This is a genomic window from Agrobacterium sp. 22094 (assembly GCF_052046015.1).
In the GTDB taxonomy this organism is placed as follows: Bacteria; Pseudomonadota; Alphaproteobacteria; order Rhizobiales; family Rhizobiaceae; genus Agrobacterium; species Agrobacterium cavarae.
In genome coordinates this window covers 249685-264919 of sequence record NZ_JBQEPX010000003.1, presented here as the reverse complement: position 1 = coordinate 264919, position 15235 = coordinate 249685, and the positions used below count along the sequence as shown (strand labels likewise).

Below are 15235 nucleotides of genomic sequence, written 5' to 3'. Positions count from 1 at the left end.
TTTATATCTACAGGTAAATGTGGAATAAGCAGAGCACGAGTCCGCTTTGACAGAGACTATACCGAAGACCGTCTTGATCACGGGTGCAGCGCGCCGCATCGGCAAAGCCATCGCCGATTATCTTGCTTGCGAAGGGTTTGCGGTGGCGATCCACGCACGTTCTTCTTTGGCCGAAGCCGAAGAGTTCGCTAACGATTTACGGCAAAAAGGTGGCAAGGCGGTCGTCTTACAGGCCGACCTCATGGATTGCGCCTCCACCGCCGAATTGATGGAAAAGGCAACAAAAGCCCTTGGACCTGTGGGGGTTCTCGTCAACAACGCCTCTGTTTTTCATAAAGACGAGGCCGAAAATTTTGACGCCGAGACCTTCGACGCGCATTTTGCCGTGCATGTGCGTGCGCCGTCCATCCTTTCAGCCGCATTTGCAAAGCAACTGCCGCAGGAGCATTCCGGCCTGATCGTCAACATTATCGACCAACGCGTGTTGGCGCTCAATCCGCGCTTCTATTCCTACACATTGTCCAAGGCAGCGCTTTGGGCCGCAACGCAGACACTCGCGCAAAGTTTTGCGCCACGCATCCGGGTCAACGCCATCGGCCCTGGCCCAACGTTTAAAAATGAGAGACAGAGCCCCGAGGACTTTCAGGCGCAGGTCGACGCCCTTATATTGAAGAGAGGTCCGAAGCCCGATGAGTTCGGGCGGACGATTCGCTTTCTTTACGATACCCCCTCGATGACCGGCCAGATGATCGCACTCGACGGGGGACAGCATCTTGGCTGGGAAACCCCGGACGTGGCGGAGATTAATGAATGAACGGAAAGAAGCTGCCGGATGGCGGTGTTCTCTTCGATGAAACCGACGACGATGAAGACGATGTTGCACTTTCCACCGCCGATGTCGCCGTGGAGCGGGACAGCGCCGGCATCGACTGGAACGCCGGCTGGAAGAACGAGTCCGGCCTGAAGGGCATGGATCTGATTGGCGAATTCGTCAAACACCTGCCCAACAATCCCGGCGTCTATCGCATGTTCAACGAGGCTGGCGACGTTCTTTATGTCGGCAAGGCGCGCTCGCTGAAGAAGCGTGTCAGCAACTACGCCCAAGGCCGTGTGCATTCCAACCGCATCGGCCAGATGGTGCGGCTGACGACTCATATGGAGTTCGTCACCACCCGCACCGAAACGGAAGCGCTGCTGCTGGAAGCCAACCTCATCAAGCGCTTCCGCCCACGCTTCAACGTGCTGTTGCGCGATGACAAGTCGTTTCCTTATATTCTGATCACGGCCGACAATCGAGCGCCGGCGATCTTCAAGCATCGCGGTGCAAGAGCGCGCAAGGGCGCCTATTTCGGTCCCTTCGCCTCTGCCGGTGCGGTCGGTCGAACCATCAATTCGCTGCAGCGCGCCTTCCTGATCCGTACCTGCACCGACAGCGTGTTCGAGAGCCGCACACGGCCTTGCCTGCTCTATCAAATCAAGCGCTGTTCAGGCCCTTGCACCCATGAGGTCAGCGACGAGGCCTATGCAGAGCTCGTGCAGGAAGCCAAGGACTTCCTTTCCGGCAAAAGCCAGAGCGTGAAGTCGACGATTGCCCGGCAGATGAACGAGGCCTCGGAAGATCTCGATTTCGAGCGCGCCGCGATCTATCGCGATCGTCTTGCCGCGCTCTCGCACGTTCAGAGTCACCAGGGCATCAACCCTGCCGGGATTGATGAGGCTGACGTCTTCGCCATCCATCACGAAGGTGGCGTGTCGTGCATTCAGGTCTTCTTCTTCCGCACCGGCCAGAACTGGGGCAACCGCGCTTACTTCCCCAAGGCCGACCCGTCGCTTCCTGGCTCGGAAATTCTCAATGCTTTCCTGGCACAGTTCTACGATGACAAGCCGGTGCCGAGGCAGATTCTTTTGTCTGAAACTGTGGACGAACAGGAATTGCTGGCTGCAGCCTTTAGCGAAAAGGCCGGTCACAAGGTCGTCCTTTCGGTGCCGCAGCGCGGCGAAAAAAAGGACATTGTCGATCATGTGCTGGGCAATGCTCGCGAAGCCCATGGCCGCAAGCTCGCCGAGACCTCGTCTCAAGCGCGCCTGCTGAAAGGCTTCGCCGAGACCTTCGGTATGCCTTACATCCCGCGCCGCATCGAGATCTACGATAACTCCCACATCATGGGCACCAATGCGGTGGGCGGCATGGTGGTGGCAGGGCCGGACGGCTTTGTTAAAAACCAGTATCGCAAATTCAACATCAAATCGACGGACATCACCCCCGGCGACGACTTCGGCATGATGCGCGAGGTGATGACGCGTCGTTTTTCCCGCCTGCTGAAAGAAGAAGGCAGGCCCGACCGCAGCCAGCCTGTGTCTCCGGAAGATGCCGCAGATATGCCGTTTCCGGCCTGGCCCGATGTAATCCTGATCGACGGCGGTCAAGGCCAGATGTCAGCGGTACGTGCCATTCTCGATGAACTCGGCATTCGTGACTGCGTCACCGCGATTGGCGTTGCCAAGGGTGTCGACCGCGATGCCGGTCGCGAGCGCTTCTTCACCGATACGCGCAGCGACTTTTCGCTGCCACCGCGCGATCCCGTTCTTTACTTCGTGCAGCGCCTGCGCGACGAAGCGCACCGCTTTGCCATCGGCTCGCATCGGGCGCGGCGCAAGAAGGAGATGATCAAGAATCCTCTCGATGAAGTGAGCGGCATCGGACCAGGGAGAAAGCGCGCCCTTCTGCAGCATTTCGGCACGGCGAAAGCCGTGTCGCGTGCAGCGCTCAGCGATCTGATGGCTGTGGGCGGCATTTCAGAAACTGTCGCAAAACAGATATACAATCACTTCCATGAGAGCGGCCGCGAGTGACGCGGCGGCTTTTGCCGCCGCCCGCTAAAAAAACACAAAGAGGTGTTGACGCTTCAACCGCAGGGCGTCATCAACGCTCTGATATCGATAGACAGGTTTTCCATGGCTTCGCGCGCATACAACATCCCGAATCTCCTGACCTACGGCCGCATTCTGGCCGTACCGGTCATCGTTTTGTGTTTCTTCGTCGAAGGAAAACTCGAAAGTTCGGATTTCGCGCGATGGACCGCGCTCTGGCTGTTCATCATCGCCTCCATCACCGATTTCCTCGATGGCTATCTGGCGCGCATCTGGAACCAGACCTCCAATATCGGCCGCATGCTCGACCCCATCGCCGACAAGCTCTTGATCGCCTCGATCCTGCTGCTTCTGGCAGCCGACGGCACGATTGCAGGCTGGTCGCTCTGGGCAGCGATTACCATCCTTTGCCGTGAAATTCTCGTTTCGGGCCTACGCGAATATCTCGCAGCGCTGAAGGTGTCCGTGCCTGTGACGCGGATTGCAAAGTGGAAAACCACGATCCAGATGGTGGCCATCGCTTTCCTTCTGGCCGGACCGGCGGGCGACACGATCCTGCCCTACACCACCGAGATCGGCATCGGCCTTCTGTGGATCGCCGCAGCGCTGACGATCTATACCGGCTATGACTACTTCAAGGCTGGCCTGCGCCACATCGTGGATGAAGAGTGATGACCCATATCGTTTATTTCGCCTGGGTGCGCGAAAAGATCGGTAAATCGGAGGAGGATATCGACCTTCCCGCTGAAGTGAAGACGGCGCGCGAACTGATCCTTTACCTGAAAGGTCTTGGCGAAGAATACGAGGCGGCCTTCGAATATCCGAATGTCATTCGCGTCGCGGTCAATCAGGAGCATATCGAGCATCACGAAAGCATCGTCGGCGCGCGGGAGATCGGCATTTTCCCGCCCATGACCGGTGGCTGACCGATGGGCGTGACCCCGACCATCCGCGTTCAGGCGGAAGACTTCGACCCTGCCGCAGAAGCCAGGCTCTTGACGCGAGATGACGCAGGGATTGGTGCTGTTGTCACCTTCACCGGTCTCTGCCGTGATGAAGGCGGCGCCCTTTCTGCGCTGGAGCTCGAGCATTATCCGGGCATGGCAGAGGCGGAAATGACGCGGATCGCCAGGCTTGCCATCGAGCGCTTCGACCTTCGTGGCCTGACTGCGATCCATCGCTATGGCAAGATCGCCACCGGGGACAATATCGTCCTCGTCATCGCCGCCTCATCCCACCGCCAAGCCGCCTTCGATGGCGCGAACTTCGTCATGGACTATTTGAAGACCGCCGCTCCCTTCTGGAAGAAGGAGCACGGGACGGATGGGACTGCGGGCGGTTGGGTATCGGCTAAAGATGCCGATGATAGCGCCAAGGAAAAGTGGCGCTGAGGCTCTCGATCGTCTCCATGTAACCACATGAACGGTCTCAGACTTCGCCGAAGTGAAGCCAGAGACACCGTCGCTGGTTGGTTTTGAGCTGCTCCCTACTTCGCAACCCTCAGCAAGCGCAACGCATTCATGGTGACAAGTACCGTGGCGCCGGTATCGGCAAGGATTGCTGGCCACAGACCGGTGACACCGATGATGGTGGTGACGAGGAAGATGGCCTTCAGACCAAGCGAGATCGCAATGTTCTGATAAATATTGCGCATCGTCCGCTTGGAAAGATCGATCATTCGGGCGACATCGCCGACGCGCCCATGCAGGATGGCGGCGTCGGCCGTTTCCAACGCCACATCCGTTCCGCCACCCATCGCAATGCCGACATCGGCAGCGGCAAGTGCCGGCGCATCGTTGATGCCGTCGCCCACCTTGCCGACGACGAGACCCTGCTGCTTGAGTTCACCAACGATACGCTGCTTGTCCTCCGGCAGAAGGTCTGCGCGCACCTCGATGCCGAGCGTCTTGCCGATAGCGCTTGCCGTGCGGGCATTATCCCCCGTCAGCATCACGACCCTGACACCCGCATCCTTCAGCGCCTTCAAACCGTCAGCGGCATCCGCACGCGGCTCATCGCGCATGGCAATCGCACCGGCCAGTCTGCCATCCACCACGAGGACCGAAACCGTCTTGCCTTCATTACTCAGCGCACTGATCGCGGTCTGATCCGCCGTGGGAATATCCACCAACCCCGAGGCCGCTTTCGCCGAGCCAAGAAAGACCGACTGCCCTTCCACGGTGGCCGACACGCCCTTGCCGCCAAGCGCCTTGGCATCGCTGACCGCTGGAAGGGCGATCTGGTTCTCCGTGGCCCTTTCCAAGATCGCGATAGCAAGCGGATGGCTGGAGCCCGTCTCAAGCGCTGCTGCCAGACGAAGGGTCTCGGGTTCCGACAACGCGAAAGATACAATATCGGTGACCTTCGGCTTGCCTTCCGTCAGCGTGCCCGTCTTGTCGAGCGCCACCGCCGTCAGACGACCGAGCCCTTCCAATACAGCGCCTCCCTTCAACAACAAGCCTCTGCGTGCGCCTGCCGAAAGCGAGGCGGCGATGGCGGCGGGGGTGGAGATGACCAGCGCGCATGGGCAGCCGATCAGCAGAATGGCAAGGCCCTTATAGATCCATTCATCCCAGTTCGCCCCCCAGAGAAGCGGCGGCACAAGCGCAACCAGCGCGGCAACGACCACGACGCCTGGCGTGTAATATTTCGAGAAGCGATCGATGAAGCGCTCGGTCGGCGCCTTGCTTTCCTGCGCCTCCTCAACCAGCTTCACCACGCGCGAAATCGTGTTGTCGGCTGCGGCCGCCGTAACGCGGACCCGCAATGCAGCGTCACCGTTGACAGTGCCAGCAAACACGCTGTCGCCAGCGCTCTTTTGAGTAGGTACGCTCTCCCCCGTCACCGGCGCTTCGTTGATCGCGCTTTCGCCGGACACGATGACGCCGTCTGCCGATATGCGATCACCCGGACGAACAAGAATGATGGCGCCGATCTCAAGGCTTTCGGCCGGCACCTCGCTGGTTTTGCCCGCCTCTTCTAACAGTGCGGTCTTCGGAACGAGGGCGGCGAGCGACTTGATGCTGTCACGTGCCTTGCCAGCGGCCACGCCCTCCAGCAACTCGCCCACCAAAAACAGGAAGACGACGGCAGCGGCTTCTTCCGTCGCGTTGATGGCCAAGGCGCCAACGGCCGCAATGGTCATCAGCATTTCGATAGAGAAGGGCGTGCCGGCGAGCGCTGCCATGATGGCCCGGCGCGCAATCGGCACCAGGCCCACCAGCATGGCGATGGCGAAGGCATAAAACTGGATGGACGGCACAAGGTGGCCGATCACATAGGCCACCACCAGGGCGGCGCCGGCCAACAGCGTTGCACGCCCCTTCTTGCTTTTCCACCAGGGGCCGTCACTCGGCTCATGGTCATGGCCATGCAATCCCTCGACCGCGGCGGCACGGTCGCCTCGGTCCTGTTTGCCATGTTCGTGGCTATCGTGGTCGTGGGCATCGTGATCGTTGGCCGGGCTGGAATGCGTGTGGCTGTCGCCATTCGCATGGTCATGCGCATGACCCCCACAGCAGGCCCCACCATGGTTCGCCGATGTCTGGTTATCGACGTGGCGCCCAGCCAATCGCTCGACCGAATAGCCAAGGCCCCGAACCTTCTTTCCTATGGCATCGAGATCGCTCGTCTGATCGTGACGGATGCTCATCGTTCCCGCAGTGACGGAGACCGACACGTCTTCCACGCCCGGCATGCGCCGAACGGCAGTGTCGATCTTGCTGGCGCAAGAGGCGCAATCCATGCCGCCAACCCGAAATCTGGTCTGTAAATCCGTGCTCATCTCGTCGGTCCTCATTTTGCTGAACACGTCTTACGACCTCTAGCCACTAGAGCTACAAGACCAAAATGAGATTTCTCGCAAAATTCAACGCGGCATGTGCTGCATATAAATTGGTGAAGGGAACGGAAGAGATTTGATCCGGCCTTTCGCTTCCGCCATTTTTCGCTAGATTGTTTGGTGATCAGACTATCGGCATATCCTCCCTCCCGCCGATATGCCGAGAGAGAGCGATGCCCAGCCAGTCAACCGGACTTCTTTACGCCCTTGGGGCGTTTTCGATATTTGCCGTGCAGGATGGCATTTCCAAGCATCTCGGCCAGTACTACCCGCCGGTCTTTGTCGTGATGCTGCGCTACTGGGCCTTTGCGGTCTTCGCCGTGATTCTGGCCGCACGCTCTCACGATGGCCTGAAAGCCACGATGCGCTCCAAGCGGCTGTTGCTGCAGATCAGCCGTGGCGTGCTGCTTGCCGCGCAGATTGTTCTTTCGATTTTCTCCTTCAAGCTCGTGGGCCTGGCGCACACGCACTCCATCTTCGCCTGCATCCCGTTGATCGTCGCGGCACTTTCCGTGCCGATGCTGGGGGAAAAGGTCGGCTGGCGGCGCTGGTGCGCCATTCTGGTCGGCTTCATCGGCGTGCTGATCATCATCAACCCCGGCGAAACGGGCTTCGATCTGACCTTCCTGTTGACCTTCGTCGCCGCCTTCATGCTGGCGCTCTACGGTGTGATGACCAGGCTTGCCAGCCGCACCGATACAGCCATGACCAGCTTCTTTTACACCGGCGTTGCTGGCGCCGCAGCGCTGACGCTGGTCGGTCCCTTTTACTGGGTCAACATGGCTGCGCATGATTGGCTGTGGATGCTGGCGCTTTGCATCACCGGCATGAGCGGCCATTACCTTTTGATCCGCGCTTTCGAGCTGGCGGATGCGGCCTCGGTGCAGCCCTTCTCCTACTACCAGCTCGTGCTGGTCTCGATCGTCGGCGTCACGATCTATGGGGAAGTGCTGACCGCCCATATGGTTTTTGGCGCGGCGATCGTCATCGCAGCCGGCCTCTTCACCATTTGGCGCGAGCAACTCACAGCCAGAAGACGCCGACTTCAAGGACTATGAAAGCGCAGGCTGCCTCTGTGTGTCGGCAGCAGACATCGCCGCCTCGCATCGAAGCAGCATGCCATAAAGATCGCGCGGCTCGTCGGGATCGGCGAGAAGATCGAGTTCTTCGAAGAGACCCGTTTCCATCAGCTTGGAACGCACATAGCGCAGCGCTGAAAAATCCTCGATGGCAAAGCCGACACTGTCGAACAGCGTGATCTGCCGCTCGCTCGTGCGACCCACCGTCTTGCCCGCCATGACCTGCCACAGCTCGATGACCGGATGATCGGCATCCAGCTGCTGGATCTCCCCTTCGATCCGCGTCTGCGGCGGGTATTCCACGAAGATATCCGAGCGCAGCAGGATATCGCGGTGCAACTCCGTCTTGCCGGGACAATCACCACCAATCGCATTGATATGGACACCTGGGCCGACCATGTTGTCGGTCAGGATCGTGGCATATTGCTTGTCTGCGGTGACGGTGGTGATGATGTCTGCACCTTCGACAGCCTGCTCGGCGCTGTCGCAGATCGTGATCGAAAAACCGAGCCCGCGTAGGTTTGCCTCGCATTTACGGCTTGCCAACGGATCGATATCGTAAAGCCGCAGGTGATCGACGCCGAGAATTGCCTTGAACGCGCGGGCCTGGAACTCGCTCTGCGCACCGTTGCCGATGATCGCCATGGAGCGCGCATCCGCCCGGGCCAGATGTTTTGCCGCAACGGCAGAGGTGGCGGCGGTTCTAAGTGCTGTCAGGATCGTCATTTCGGACAGCAGCATCGGGTAGCCATTGCCGACATCGGACAGAACGCCGAAAGCCGTCACCGTCTGCCGGCCGTCGCGCGTATTTTTGGGATGCCCGTTGACATATTTGAAGCCGTAAAGCGTACCGTCGCTCGTCGGCATCAACTCGATCACCCCTTCCTGCGAGTGGGAGGCGACCCGCGGCGTCTTGTCGAAGGACTCCCAGCGCAGAAAATCCTCTTCGACAACGTCCGCAAGCTCGCGAAGAAAAGTGTCGATGCCAACGTTCAGCACCAGCTTCATCATATGATCGACGCTGACGAAGGGAACGATATTCAGTTTCGCAATGGCTGTCATGGTCAGTTCCTCCTCAACCTGCTCGTGTCGGACGGTCGAGAACGCGCTTGCCCATCAGGCTTGCGGTCAAATCCACCATCAGGGTCGCGGTGCGCCCACGTTCATCCAGAAACGGGTTCAACTCCACCAGATCGAGGCTGCTGACGAGACCGCTGTCATGCAGCATCTCCATCACCAGATGCGCCTCACGGAAAGAGGCGCCCCCCGGCACCGTCGTGCCGACAGCTGGCGCAATCGACGGATCGAGGAAATCGACATCGAAGCTGACATGCAGCAGCCCATTGGCCGCCTCGACCTTCGCCAGGAACTCCCGCAGCAGCGCGGCCACGCCATGCTCATCGATCATGCGCATGTCATGCACGGTGATCCCGGAATCCTTTAGCGCCGCACGCTCTGCCGGATCGACGCTTCGAATGCCGATCATGCAGACATTGTTCGGATCGACAGGATGCGAAAGCGGCGGGAAGTAACCTGCAAAGCCACGTCTCCCCGTGTAATAGGCGACCGGGGTGCCATGCAAATTACCGCTCTTCGTCGTCTCAAGCGTGTGAAAATCAGTGTGGGCGTCCAGCCAAAGCACGAAAAGTGGTCGCCCCTGCTCGGCAGCCCGGCGCGACAGCCCGGCAACCGTGCCGGCGGAGAGAGCGTGGTCACCGCCAAGGAAGATCGGCATGGCATTTGCACTTTCGAGATAGGCTGTCTCGATCAAGGCCTCGGTCCAGGCGACCGTTTCGGGAAGGTGATGCACCGCCGCGTTCGGATGCTGGAGATCGCGAAAAGGCGCCGGCGACACGTTACCGAGATCGCTGACATGATGCCCCAACTCTTCAAGCGCTACCTTCAGCCCCGCGACCCGAAGAGCGCTGGGCCCCATCTCGCATCCGAGCTGCCCTGCCCCAATCTGCAGCGGAACACCGATCAACTTGCAGTCCATCATGTCGTCTCCAGTTCCCGATTTTTGATCATGAAACCACACTAAGATGGCAGATTGAATAGTACTGATTGGCAAGTTTCCTGATTAGGCTTATCATTCTGATCAATAGTCCTGCCAAAATGGTTTGCCATGGATCAACTTGACGAAAAGCTCATCACGCTTCTGCGCCACAACGGACGACGAAGCATATCGGATCTGGCAATTGAAACCGGCGCCTCCCGCGCTACGATCCGCACGCGCATGGAGAAGCTGGAGCACAACGGCACGATCATCGGCTACACCGTTATCCTGCGCGCAGACGCGGTAGAAAACGCAATACGCGGCATCATGATGATCGAGATCGAAGGCCACGTCACCGACCGCGTCATCCGCGCCCTCGGCGGCATTTCGGAGGTTTCCGAAATCCACTCCACCAACGGCCGCTGGGACCTGATCGTCGAACTGAGCGCCGCAACGCTCACCGAGTTCGACGCAGTTCTCCGCCGCATCCGCCTCGTCCCTGGCATCACCGGCAGCGAAACCAGCCTGATCCTCTCGACACAGAGATCCACCAAAGCAAGGCTTTGACCTGAACCGAAAAACAAGCTTTGGAAAAAATGCATTTTTCAGCTTGCATAGCCAACCAAATCATCTATATGACGACCCACCAAACGAAAGCGCCCGGCGCTTCTCGGATTGGGGAATAGTTCAATGGTAGAACAGCGGACTCTGACTCCGTCGATCTTGGTTCGAATCCAGGTTCCCCAGCCAATTCTCCCTAAAATGTCTTAATTCCTTGATTTTCCAGTCGTGCCGGATATCGTTTTGGCATCATTGGCGACCTGATGCCCAGAACTGTAGCCCACAGGTGATGCCCACGCGCAATAGGCGCGCCGGCATCTCAGGTGGCAGGCAAGGGCAAAACCTCATGGCGATCCGCCACGACGTCGAGAATCTCACCCGCCGCGGCAACATCTTCTATTGGCGTGCGCGCGTCCCAAGCGCCTTCGTGAAATGCCAACCAGGCAGCCGGCTTTCATTGAGCCTTCACTGTTCTGATCATAAGAAAGCGCAGGCGATCGGCCGCAAGCTGAACATGCTGGTCGCCGAACTGATATTGCATTGGAAAAAGACCACGCTTACGTTGAGGCAGGTATTGTCGTCCGCTATCTGCTTCATCGCGGACTTCTTGCAATGAGGCCGACCGTTTGCCGTCTATCCAGAGGTGTACCTCACATTGGTCCGATGTCGATAGCTACTTCTCCGTCCCCGTAAACCCTTCCGGGACATCGCCGCGGAAATTGACGGGCGTATCTGTGTACTCACCGATATAGTCGGTTTCGACATTTGCCACTATGGAAGAAGACAAGGGAGCCAGGAGAACCAGGCCGCTTTTAGCCTAATCAAGAAGGCCGGTGCCCTGAATGCTCGCTCATGTGGCCGGGTTGCCGATCATCCGCAGGTGTCGGATCTCGACCGGCTTTGCCAGCAGTCTGTCTATCTGCGATAGAAGCGGTACGAGATGCGGCATTTTCATGTGCTGGTCGAGATGCCCTTGGCTTCTCCAGTTCTCGTAGAAAACGAAGACACAGTCATCTGCCGCATCCACATGGAAGTCGTAGTTGATGCAGCCGCCTTCCGCCCGTGTCGGGGCTACCTGACGACTTAGAATAGCCTGTAGCTCATCCCGGTATTCGGGGCGAGCCGTTACGGTTCCGATAATGGTAACGGTCATGATGCCGACTTCTTCTGGCTGAGGGCGACGGCCAGGATGATGATGCCGCCGCGGGCGATCAACTGCTGGCTGAATTCCAGACCCATCAGAATGAGGCCGTTGTTGATAAGCCCGATCATCAAGGCCCCGACAATGGTACCGACCACGGTACCCTTCCCGCCGAACAGGCTGGTGCCGCCAAGCACCGCCGCTGCGATGACCGAGAGTTCGTCACCCTCGCCAAGCTGGAAGCGGCCTGATTGCAGACGCCCTGCATACAGCATGCCTGCCAGAGCCGCTGCACAGGACGACATTACCAGAACCTTGAATTTGATGTTGCGGGTATCGATACCGGAATAGCGTGCAGCGGTTTCGCCGCCGCCGGTCGCGAGCACACGGCGACCAAATCCTGTGCGCCGCAGCACCATATGGCCGATGACGCCAAGCACGAGCATCCACACCAGCAGCACGGGAATCCGACCAAGATTGCCACCGCCGAACAGCCACGAATAGCCGGGCGAAAGGATCGGAACCGCAGCGGTCGCGGAAATCCACATGGCGACGCCCTTGGCGATGCCCATCATCGCCAGCGTCGTGAGAAAGGATGGAATGCCGATGCGCGTGGTCAGCCAGCCGTTGAAGGACCCGACCGCTAGACCTGTGGCAATCCCTGCCAGCACGCCTGCAAAAGGTCCGCCGACGGCTATCGCCATGGCGACGGTCACCGTCGTCAGGCCTGCCACCGCGCCGACCGAGAGATCGATCTCGCCCGCCGACAGCACGAAGGTGATGGCTATTGCCATGACAGCGATCATCGCCGTCTGGCGCACGATGTTGAGCAGATTGTTGGCTGTCAGGAAGCCCTTGTCGTTCAGCGTCACCGCGAACACGACGAAGATGGCGATGAAGCCGATATAGATGATGTTCTGGCGCCAGTTGGCGGCGAAAGCCTTAAGCATTGATCGTCTCCTGGGCTGCGAGCGCCCGCTGTATTTCGGTCTGGAGCTTTTGCTCCGCTGCCTGCAGGCGATGCGCCGGGTCGTCCACCGCCACTGCCGGATCGTCAAAAGCCTCGCGAGGAAGGTCCGAGTAAACGCGTCCATCCGCCATGACGAGAATGCGGTCGCAAGCGGTCAGCAGTTCCGAAAGCTCCGAGGAGATCATGATGATGGCCTTGCCGGAGGCGGCAAGATCCCGCACCAGACGAATGATCTCCGACTTCGAGCCGATGTCGATTCCGGCTGTCGGTTCGTCGAGAATGAGTATGTCGGGATCTGTGGCCAGCCACTTGCCGATCACCACCTTCTGCTGGTTGCCGCCTGATAGCGTGGCCACGGCGTGGTCGCGGCTCGCTGTTTTGATCGAAAGCCGCGCAATCTGCCTGTCCGTGAGGTCGACCACGGCCTTGCGGTTGACCACACCGGCACGCGACAGCCGTTCGATGACCGCGAGCACCATGTTCGATGCCACCGAATGCGCAGGAATGATGCCCTGGGTGGCCCGCGCCTCTGGAACCAGCGCCACGCCGTTGTCGATCGCATCGCCGGGCTTACGGATCGAGACCTCCCTGCCCTTGATGCTGATCATGCCGCTTGCAGCAGGATCGATACCGGCGAGCAGCCGCGCGAGCGAAGACCGTCCAGAACCCAGAAGCCCGGCCAGGCCGAGGACTTCGCCGGCGTGCAGCGCGAAGGACACATGCTCAGGCTTGTGCGCACCGCTGAGATTGCTGACCTCCAGCAGGACCTTTCCCCTGACGTAAGAGCCTCGCACGACGTCCGAAAGTCCTTTCGAGCGCTTGCCGACGATATGCTCGATCATGGTGTCGATCGGTAGCTCGGAAAGCGGCGCGGTGACGACGTGCCGGCCGTCACGCAGAATGGTCGCGCGGTCGGCGATGCGGGCGATCTCGTCCATGCGGTGGCTGACATAGATGATTGCGACACCCTCGGCCTTCAGCTTTTGAAGGAAGACAAATAGGCGTTCGACGTCGGAGACCGCGAGCGCCGTCGAGGGCTCGTCCAAAACGAGAACCTTCGCATCCTGCGAAATCGCCTTGGCGATCTCGGTTAACTGCTTCTGGCCAGCACCGAGATCGCCGACCAGGGCGCGGGGATCGACCGAGACCTCAAGCCGCGCAAAAAGTTCAGCGGCGCGGCGCTCCGCGTCCGCATCGTCGATCAATCCGGTGCCGGTGCGGCTTTCACGCGTCAGGAACACGTTCTGCGCCACCGTCAGCGTCGGGATAAGGCTCATTTCCTGGTAGTTCATGGCAATGCCGGCGTCACGTGATTCTTCCGGCGTGTGAGCCGTCAATGCGCGTCCGGCGACGACGATCGTGCCCTGATCAGGCCGATGAACTCCGTTCAGTATCTTCAGGATCGTGGATTTGCCAGCGCCGTTGCCGCCCAACAGGGCATGAACCTCGCCGGGCAACACCTCGAGATCGACGCCTTCAAGGGCGCGGACGCCCCCGAAGGATTTCGAAATGCCTGTCATCCGAACGGCTGCGGCGCTGTCGTTCATCCCACCTTCTCCCATACACCCGACTCACCGGAGCGGATGAAAGCATCCGCGACAAGTTCGGTCAGCAGGCCGTCTTCAAAATTGGGGCTCGGCTGCTTGCCCTTCGCGATCGCCTGGAAGAAGTCGTAGCACTCGACGATCTTCGTTTCCGAATATCCGATGCCAAGGCCGGGGATCGGCCAGAGACCGCCACCATAGGGGTGCGCCGGACCGGTATACACGGTGCGGAAGCCGCGCGCATCAGCCGGGTCGTCCGCAAACATGACCTGCAACTCGTCACGGCGTTCGTAGTTGAAGTGGATCGAGCCCTTTGTACCGTGGATTTCGAGCGTGATGAAATTGTTGCGCCCATAGGCATTGCGGGTCGCCTCAAGGCTACCGATCGCACCATTGGCAAATTTCAGCATGGATACGACTTCGTCGTCCACATCCACGTCGCCACGTTCAGCGTCGGCCGCTTTTTCCGCCGCACCAAGTTTGTCGATACCGCCCTGTTGAAGCGGACGGGTCTTGTTGTAGGTCGTGGTCAGCGCGATGACCTCCGCAATCGGCCCTACCAGATAGTGCGCGAGATCGACCACATGGGTGCCGATATCGCCGACCGCGCCCGAGCCTGCGATCTTCTTCTGGAAGCGCCAGGAAAGCGGTGAATCCGGATCCGCCGACCAGTCCTGCAGATAGGTGCCACGGAAATTGAGGATGCGACCGATCCGACCCTCATCGATGTACTTCTTCGCCAGAGCAACGGCTGGGGTGCGACGGTAGTTGAAGGCCACCATGTTGATCACGCCGGCTTGTTTGACCGCTTCGGCCATGGCGCGAGCTTCTTCCACGGTGCGAGCCAACGGCTTCTCGCAGATGATATGCTTGCCGGCCTTTGCCGCCTCTATGGCGATCTCAGCATGGACATTGTTCGGCGTGCAGATATCGACAACGTCAACATCCGGCCGGTTGACCGTGGCGCGCCAATCCGAGGAAGCTTCCTCGAAACCGAAGCGTTGGCGGGCATCCTCGGCCATGCCGTCGGTCACATCCACTATCACCTTGCGGTGCGGGATCGCCGGAGCCGGCCAAAAGAACATCGGCATAGCGGCATAGGCCATGGCATGCGCCTTGCCCATGAAGCCGCCGCCAATCATGGCGACGTTCATCACTTTCGTCATCGAGGTATCTCCTAATTTGGTGCAGCGATACGCTGCTCAACATGCCGGTGGGATCAGCGATCGCCT

15 protein-coding genes and 1 tRNA gene are annotated in these 15235 nt (G+C 59.5%); 9 read left to right on the top strand and 7 right to left on the bottom strand.

Features of this window, described 5'->3' with window-relative positions; translation table 11 throughout:
- The first annotated feature begins 46 nt into the window (after positions 1 to 46).
- The 5 genes from ACTJK5_RS16130 to ACTJK5_RS16110 all read left to right on the top strand — a co-directional run bounded on the left by ACTJK5_RS16130 (position 47) and on the right by ACTJK5_RS16110 (position 4262).
- Positions 47 to 814, top strand: a complete 768-nt coding sequence (locus ACTJK5_RS16130) for an SDR family oxidoreductase (RefSeq protein WP_113227170.1) — start codon at positions 47 to 49, stop codon at positions 812 to 814.
- Positions 811 to 2853, top strand: coding sequence for an excinuclease ABC subunit UvrC (uvrC, locus tag ACTJK5_RS16125; protein WP_162739600.1), 2043 nt, complete (start codon positions 811 to 813; stop codon positions 2851 to 2853). Before ACTJK5_RS16130 ends, uvrC begins: the two co-directional genes overlap by 4 nt.
- A 102-nt stretch (positions 2854 to 2955) precedes the next feature.
- On the top strand, positions 2956 to 3543 hold the full coding sequence (pgsA, locus tag ACTJK5_RS16120) for a CDP-diacylglycerol--glycerol-3-phosphate 3-phosphatidyltransferase (protein ID WP_062427575.1): 588 nt from the start codon (positions 2956 to 2958) through the stop codon (positions 3541 to 3543).
- Complete coding sequence (gene moaD / locus ACTJK5_RS16115; RefSeq protein WP_153310789.1) at positions 3543 to 3797, top strand: molybdopterin converting factor subunit 1; 255 nt, start codon at positions 3543 to 3545, stop codon at positions 3795 to 3797. The genes pgsA and moaD overlap by 1 nt, the downstream gene beginning before the upstream one ends.
- A 3-nt stretch (positions 3798 to 3800) precedes the next feature.
- Positions 3801 to 4262 carry a molybdenum cofactor biosynthesis protein MoaE gene (locus ACTJK5_RS16110; RefSeq protein WP_440598887.1) on the top strand — a complete coding sequence of 154 codons (462 nt, stop codon included), beginning with the start codon at positions 3801 to 3803 and terminating at the stop codon, positions 4260 to 4262.
- 95 nt (positions 4263 to 4357) lie between these two features.
- Here ACTJK5_RS16110 and ACTJK5_RS16105 read toward each other — a convergent pair whose 3' ends face one another.
- A complete protein-coding gene (locus ACTJK5_RS16105; protein ID WP_440598886.1) occupies positions 4358 to 6655 on the bottom strand; it encodes a heavy metal translocating P-type ATPase in 2298 nt (765 codons plus the stop codon).
- Positions 6656 to 6885: 230 nt separating this feature from the next.
- On the opposite strand from ACTJK5_RS16105, the gene ACTJK5_RS16100 reads away from it, so the two are divergent.
- Entirely contained in the window at positions 6886 to 7770 is an 885-nt protein-coding gene (locus tag ACTJK5_RS16100; RefSeq protein WP_440598885.1) for a DMT family transporter, read from the top strand.
- Here the strand turns inward: ACTJK5_RS16100 and ACTJK5_RS16095 are convergent.
- Positions 7765 to 8853: an ornithine cyclodeaminase gene (locus ACTJK5_RS16095; RefSeq protein ID WP_440598884.1), complete on the bottom strand. Its 1089-nt coding sequence runs from the start codon at positions 8851 to 8853 to the stop codon at positions 7765 to 7767. The two genes, ACTJK5_RS16100 and ACTJK5_RS16095, sit on opposite strands and share 6 nt — an antisense overlap.
- 13 nt (positions 8854 to 8866) lie before the next feature.
- On the bottom strand, positions 8867 to 9787 hold the full coding sequence (gene rocF, locus ACTJK5_RS16090; protein WP_112953491.1) for an arginase: 921 nt from the start codon (positions 9785 to 9787) through the stop codon (positions 8867 to 8869).
- Positions 9788 to 9916: 129 nt separating this feature from the next.
- On the opposite strand from rocF, the gene ACTJK5_RS16085 reads away from it, so the two are divergent.
- The 3 genes from ACTJK5_RS16085 (at position 9917) to ACTJK5_RS16075 (ending at position 10964) form a co-directional block, all read left to right on the top strand.
- Positions 9917 to 10354: an Lrp/AsnC family transcriptional regulator gene (locus ACTJK5_RS16085; protein WP_112953152.1), complete on the top strand. Its 438-nt coding sequence runs from the start codon at positions 9917 to 9919 to the stop codon at positions 10352 to 10354.
- A 109-nt stretch (positions 10355 to 10463) separates the two neighbouring features.
- Positions 10464 to 10537, top strand: a tRNA-Gln gene (locus ACTJK5_RS16080).
- 157 nt (positions 10538 to 10694) lie between these two features.
- Entirely contained in the window at positions 10695 to 10964 is a 270-nt protein-coding gene (locus ACTJK5_RS16075; protein WP_236769483.1) for a DUF6538 domain-containing protein, read from the top strand.
- Between the two features lie 234 nt (positions 10965 to 11198).
- Here ACTJK5_RS16075 and ACTJK5_RS16070 read toward each other — a convergent pair whose 3' ends face one another.
- Genes ACTJK5_RS16070 through ACTJK5_RS16055 form a run of 4 tightly spaced genes read right to left on the bottom strand, consistent with a single transcriptional unit; the run spans position 11199 to position 15169 of the window.
- Positions 11199 to 11501 carry an antibiotic biosynthesis monooxygenase gene (locus ACTJK5_RS16070; protein WP_113179965.1) on the bottom strand — a complete coding sequence of 101 codons (303 nt, stop codon included), beginning with the start codon at positions 11499 to 11501 and terminating at the stop codon, positions 11199 to 11201.
- Entirely contained in the window at positions 11498 to 12439 is a 942-nt protein-coding gene (locus ACTJK5_RS16065; RefSeq protein ID WP_112953155.1) for an ABC transporter permease, read from the bottom strand. Before ACTJK5_RS16065 ends, ACTJK5_RS16070 begins: the two co-directional genes overlap by 4 nt.
- Positions 12432 to 14006, bottom strand: a complete 1575-nt coding sequence (locus tag ACTJK5_RS16060; RefSeq protein ID WP_313590783.1) for a sugar ABC transporter ATP-binding protein — start codon at positions 14004 to 14006, stop codon at positions 12432 to 12434. Before ACTJK5_RS16060 ends, ACTJK5_RS16065 begins: the two co-directional genes overlap by 8 nt.
- Positions 14003 to 15169 carry a Gfo/Idh/MocA family protein gene (locus ACTJK5_RS16055; RefSeq protein ID WP_112953159.1) on the bottom strand — a complete coding sequence of 389 codons (1167 nt, stop codon included), beginning with the start codon at positions 15167 to 15169 and terminating at the stop codon, positions 14003 to 14005. The genes ACTJK5_RS16060 and ACTJK5_RS16055 overlap by 4 nt, the downstream gene beginning before the upstream one ends.
- Positions 15170 to 15235 lie beyond the last annotated feature (66 nt).

Bases quoted from the DNA above. Each gene is read 5' to 3' on its own strand.
- uvrC (WP_162739600.1), top strand. From the start codon at position 811: ATGAACGGAAAGAAGCTGCCGGATGGCGGTGTTCTCTTCGATGAAACC.
- pgsA (WP_062427575.1), top strand. From the start codon at position 2,956: ATGGCTTCGCGCGCATACAACATCCCGAATCTCCTGACCTACGGCCGC.
- moaD (WP_153310789.1), top strand. From the start codon at position 3,543: ATGACCCATATCGTTTATTTCGCCTGGGTGCGCGAAAAGATCGGTAAA.
- ACTJK5_RS16110 (WP_440598887.1), top strand. From the start codon at position 3,801: ATGGGCGTGACCCCGACCATCCGCGTTCAGGCGGAAGACTTCGACCCT.
- ACTJK5_RS16105 (WP_440598886.1), bottom strand. From the start codon at position 6,655: ATGAGCACGGATTTACAGACCAGATTTCGGGTTGGCGGCATGGATTGC.
- ACTJK5_RS16100 (WP_440598885.1), top strand. From the start codon at position 6,886: ATGCCCAGCCAGTCAACCGGACTTCTTTACGCCCTTGGGGCGTTTTCG.
- ACTJK5_RS16095 (WP_440598884.1), bottom strand. From the start codon at position 8,853: ATGACAGCCATTGCGAAACTGAATATCGTTCCCTTCGTCAGCGTCGAT.
- rocF (WP_112953491.1), bottom strand. From the start codon at position 9,787: ATGGACTGCAAGTTGATCGGTGTTCCGCTGCAGATTGGGGCAGGGCAG.
- ACTJK5_RS16085 (WP_112953152.1), top strand. From the start codon at position 9,917: ATGGATCAACTTGACGAAAAGCTCATCACGCTTCTGCGCCACAACGGA.
- ACTJK5_RS16075 (WP_236769483.1), top strand. From the start codon at position 10,695: ATGGCGATCCGCCACGACGTCGAGAATCTCACCCGCCGCGGCAACATC.
- ACTJK5_RS16070 (WP_113179965.1), bottom strand. From the start codon at position 11,501: ATGACCGTTACCATTATCGGAACCGTAACGGCTCGCCCCGAATACCGG.
- ACTJK5_RS16065 (WP_112953155.1), bottom strand. From the start codon at position 12,439: ATGCTTAAGGCTTTCGCCGCCAACTGGCGCCAGAACATCATCTATATC.
- ACTJK5_RS16060 (WP_313590783.1), bottom strand. From the start codon at position 14,006: ATGAACGACAGCGCCGCAGCCGTTCGGATGACAGGCATTTCGAAATCC.
- ACTJK5_RS16055 (WP_112953159.1), bottom strand. From the start codon at position 15,169: ATGACGAAAGTGATGAACGTCGCCATGATTGGCGGCGGCTTCATGGGC.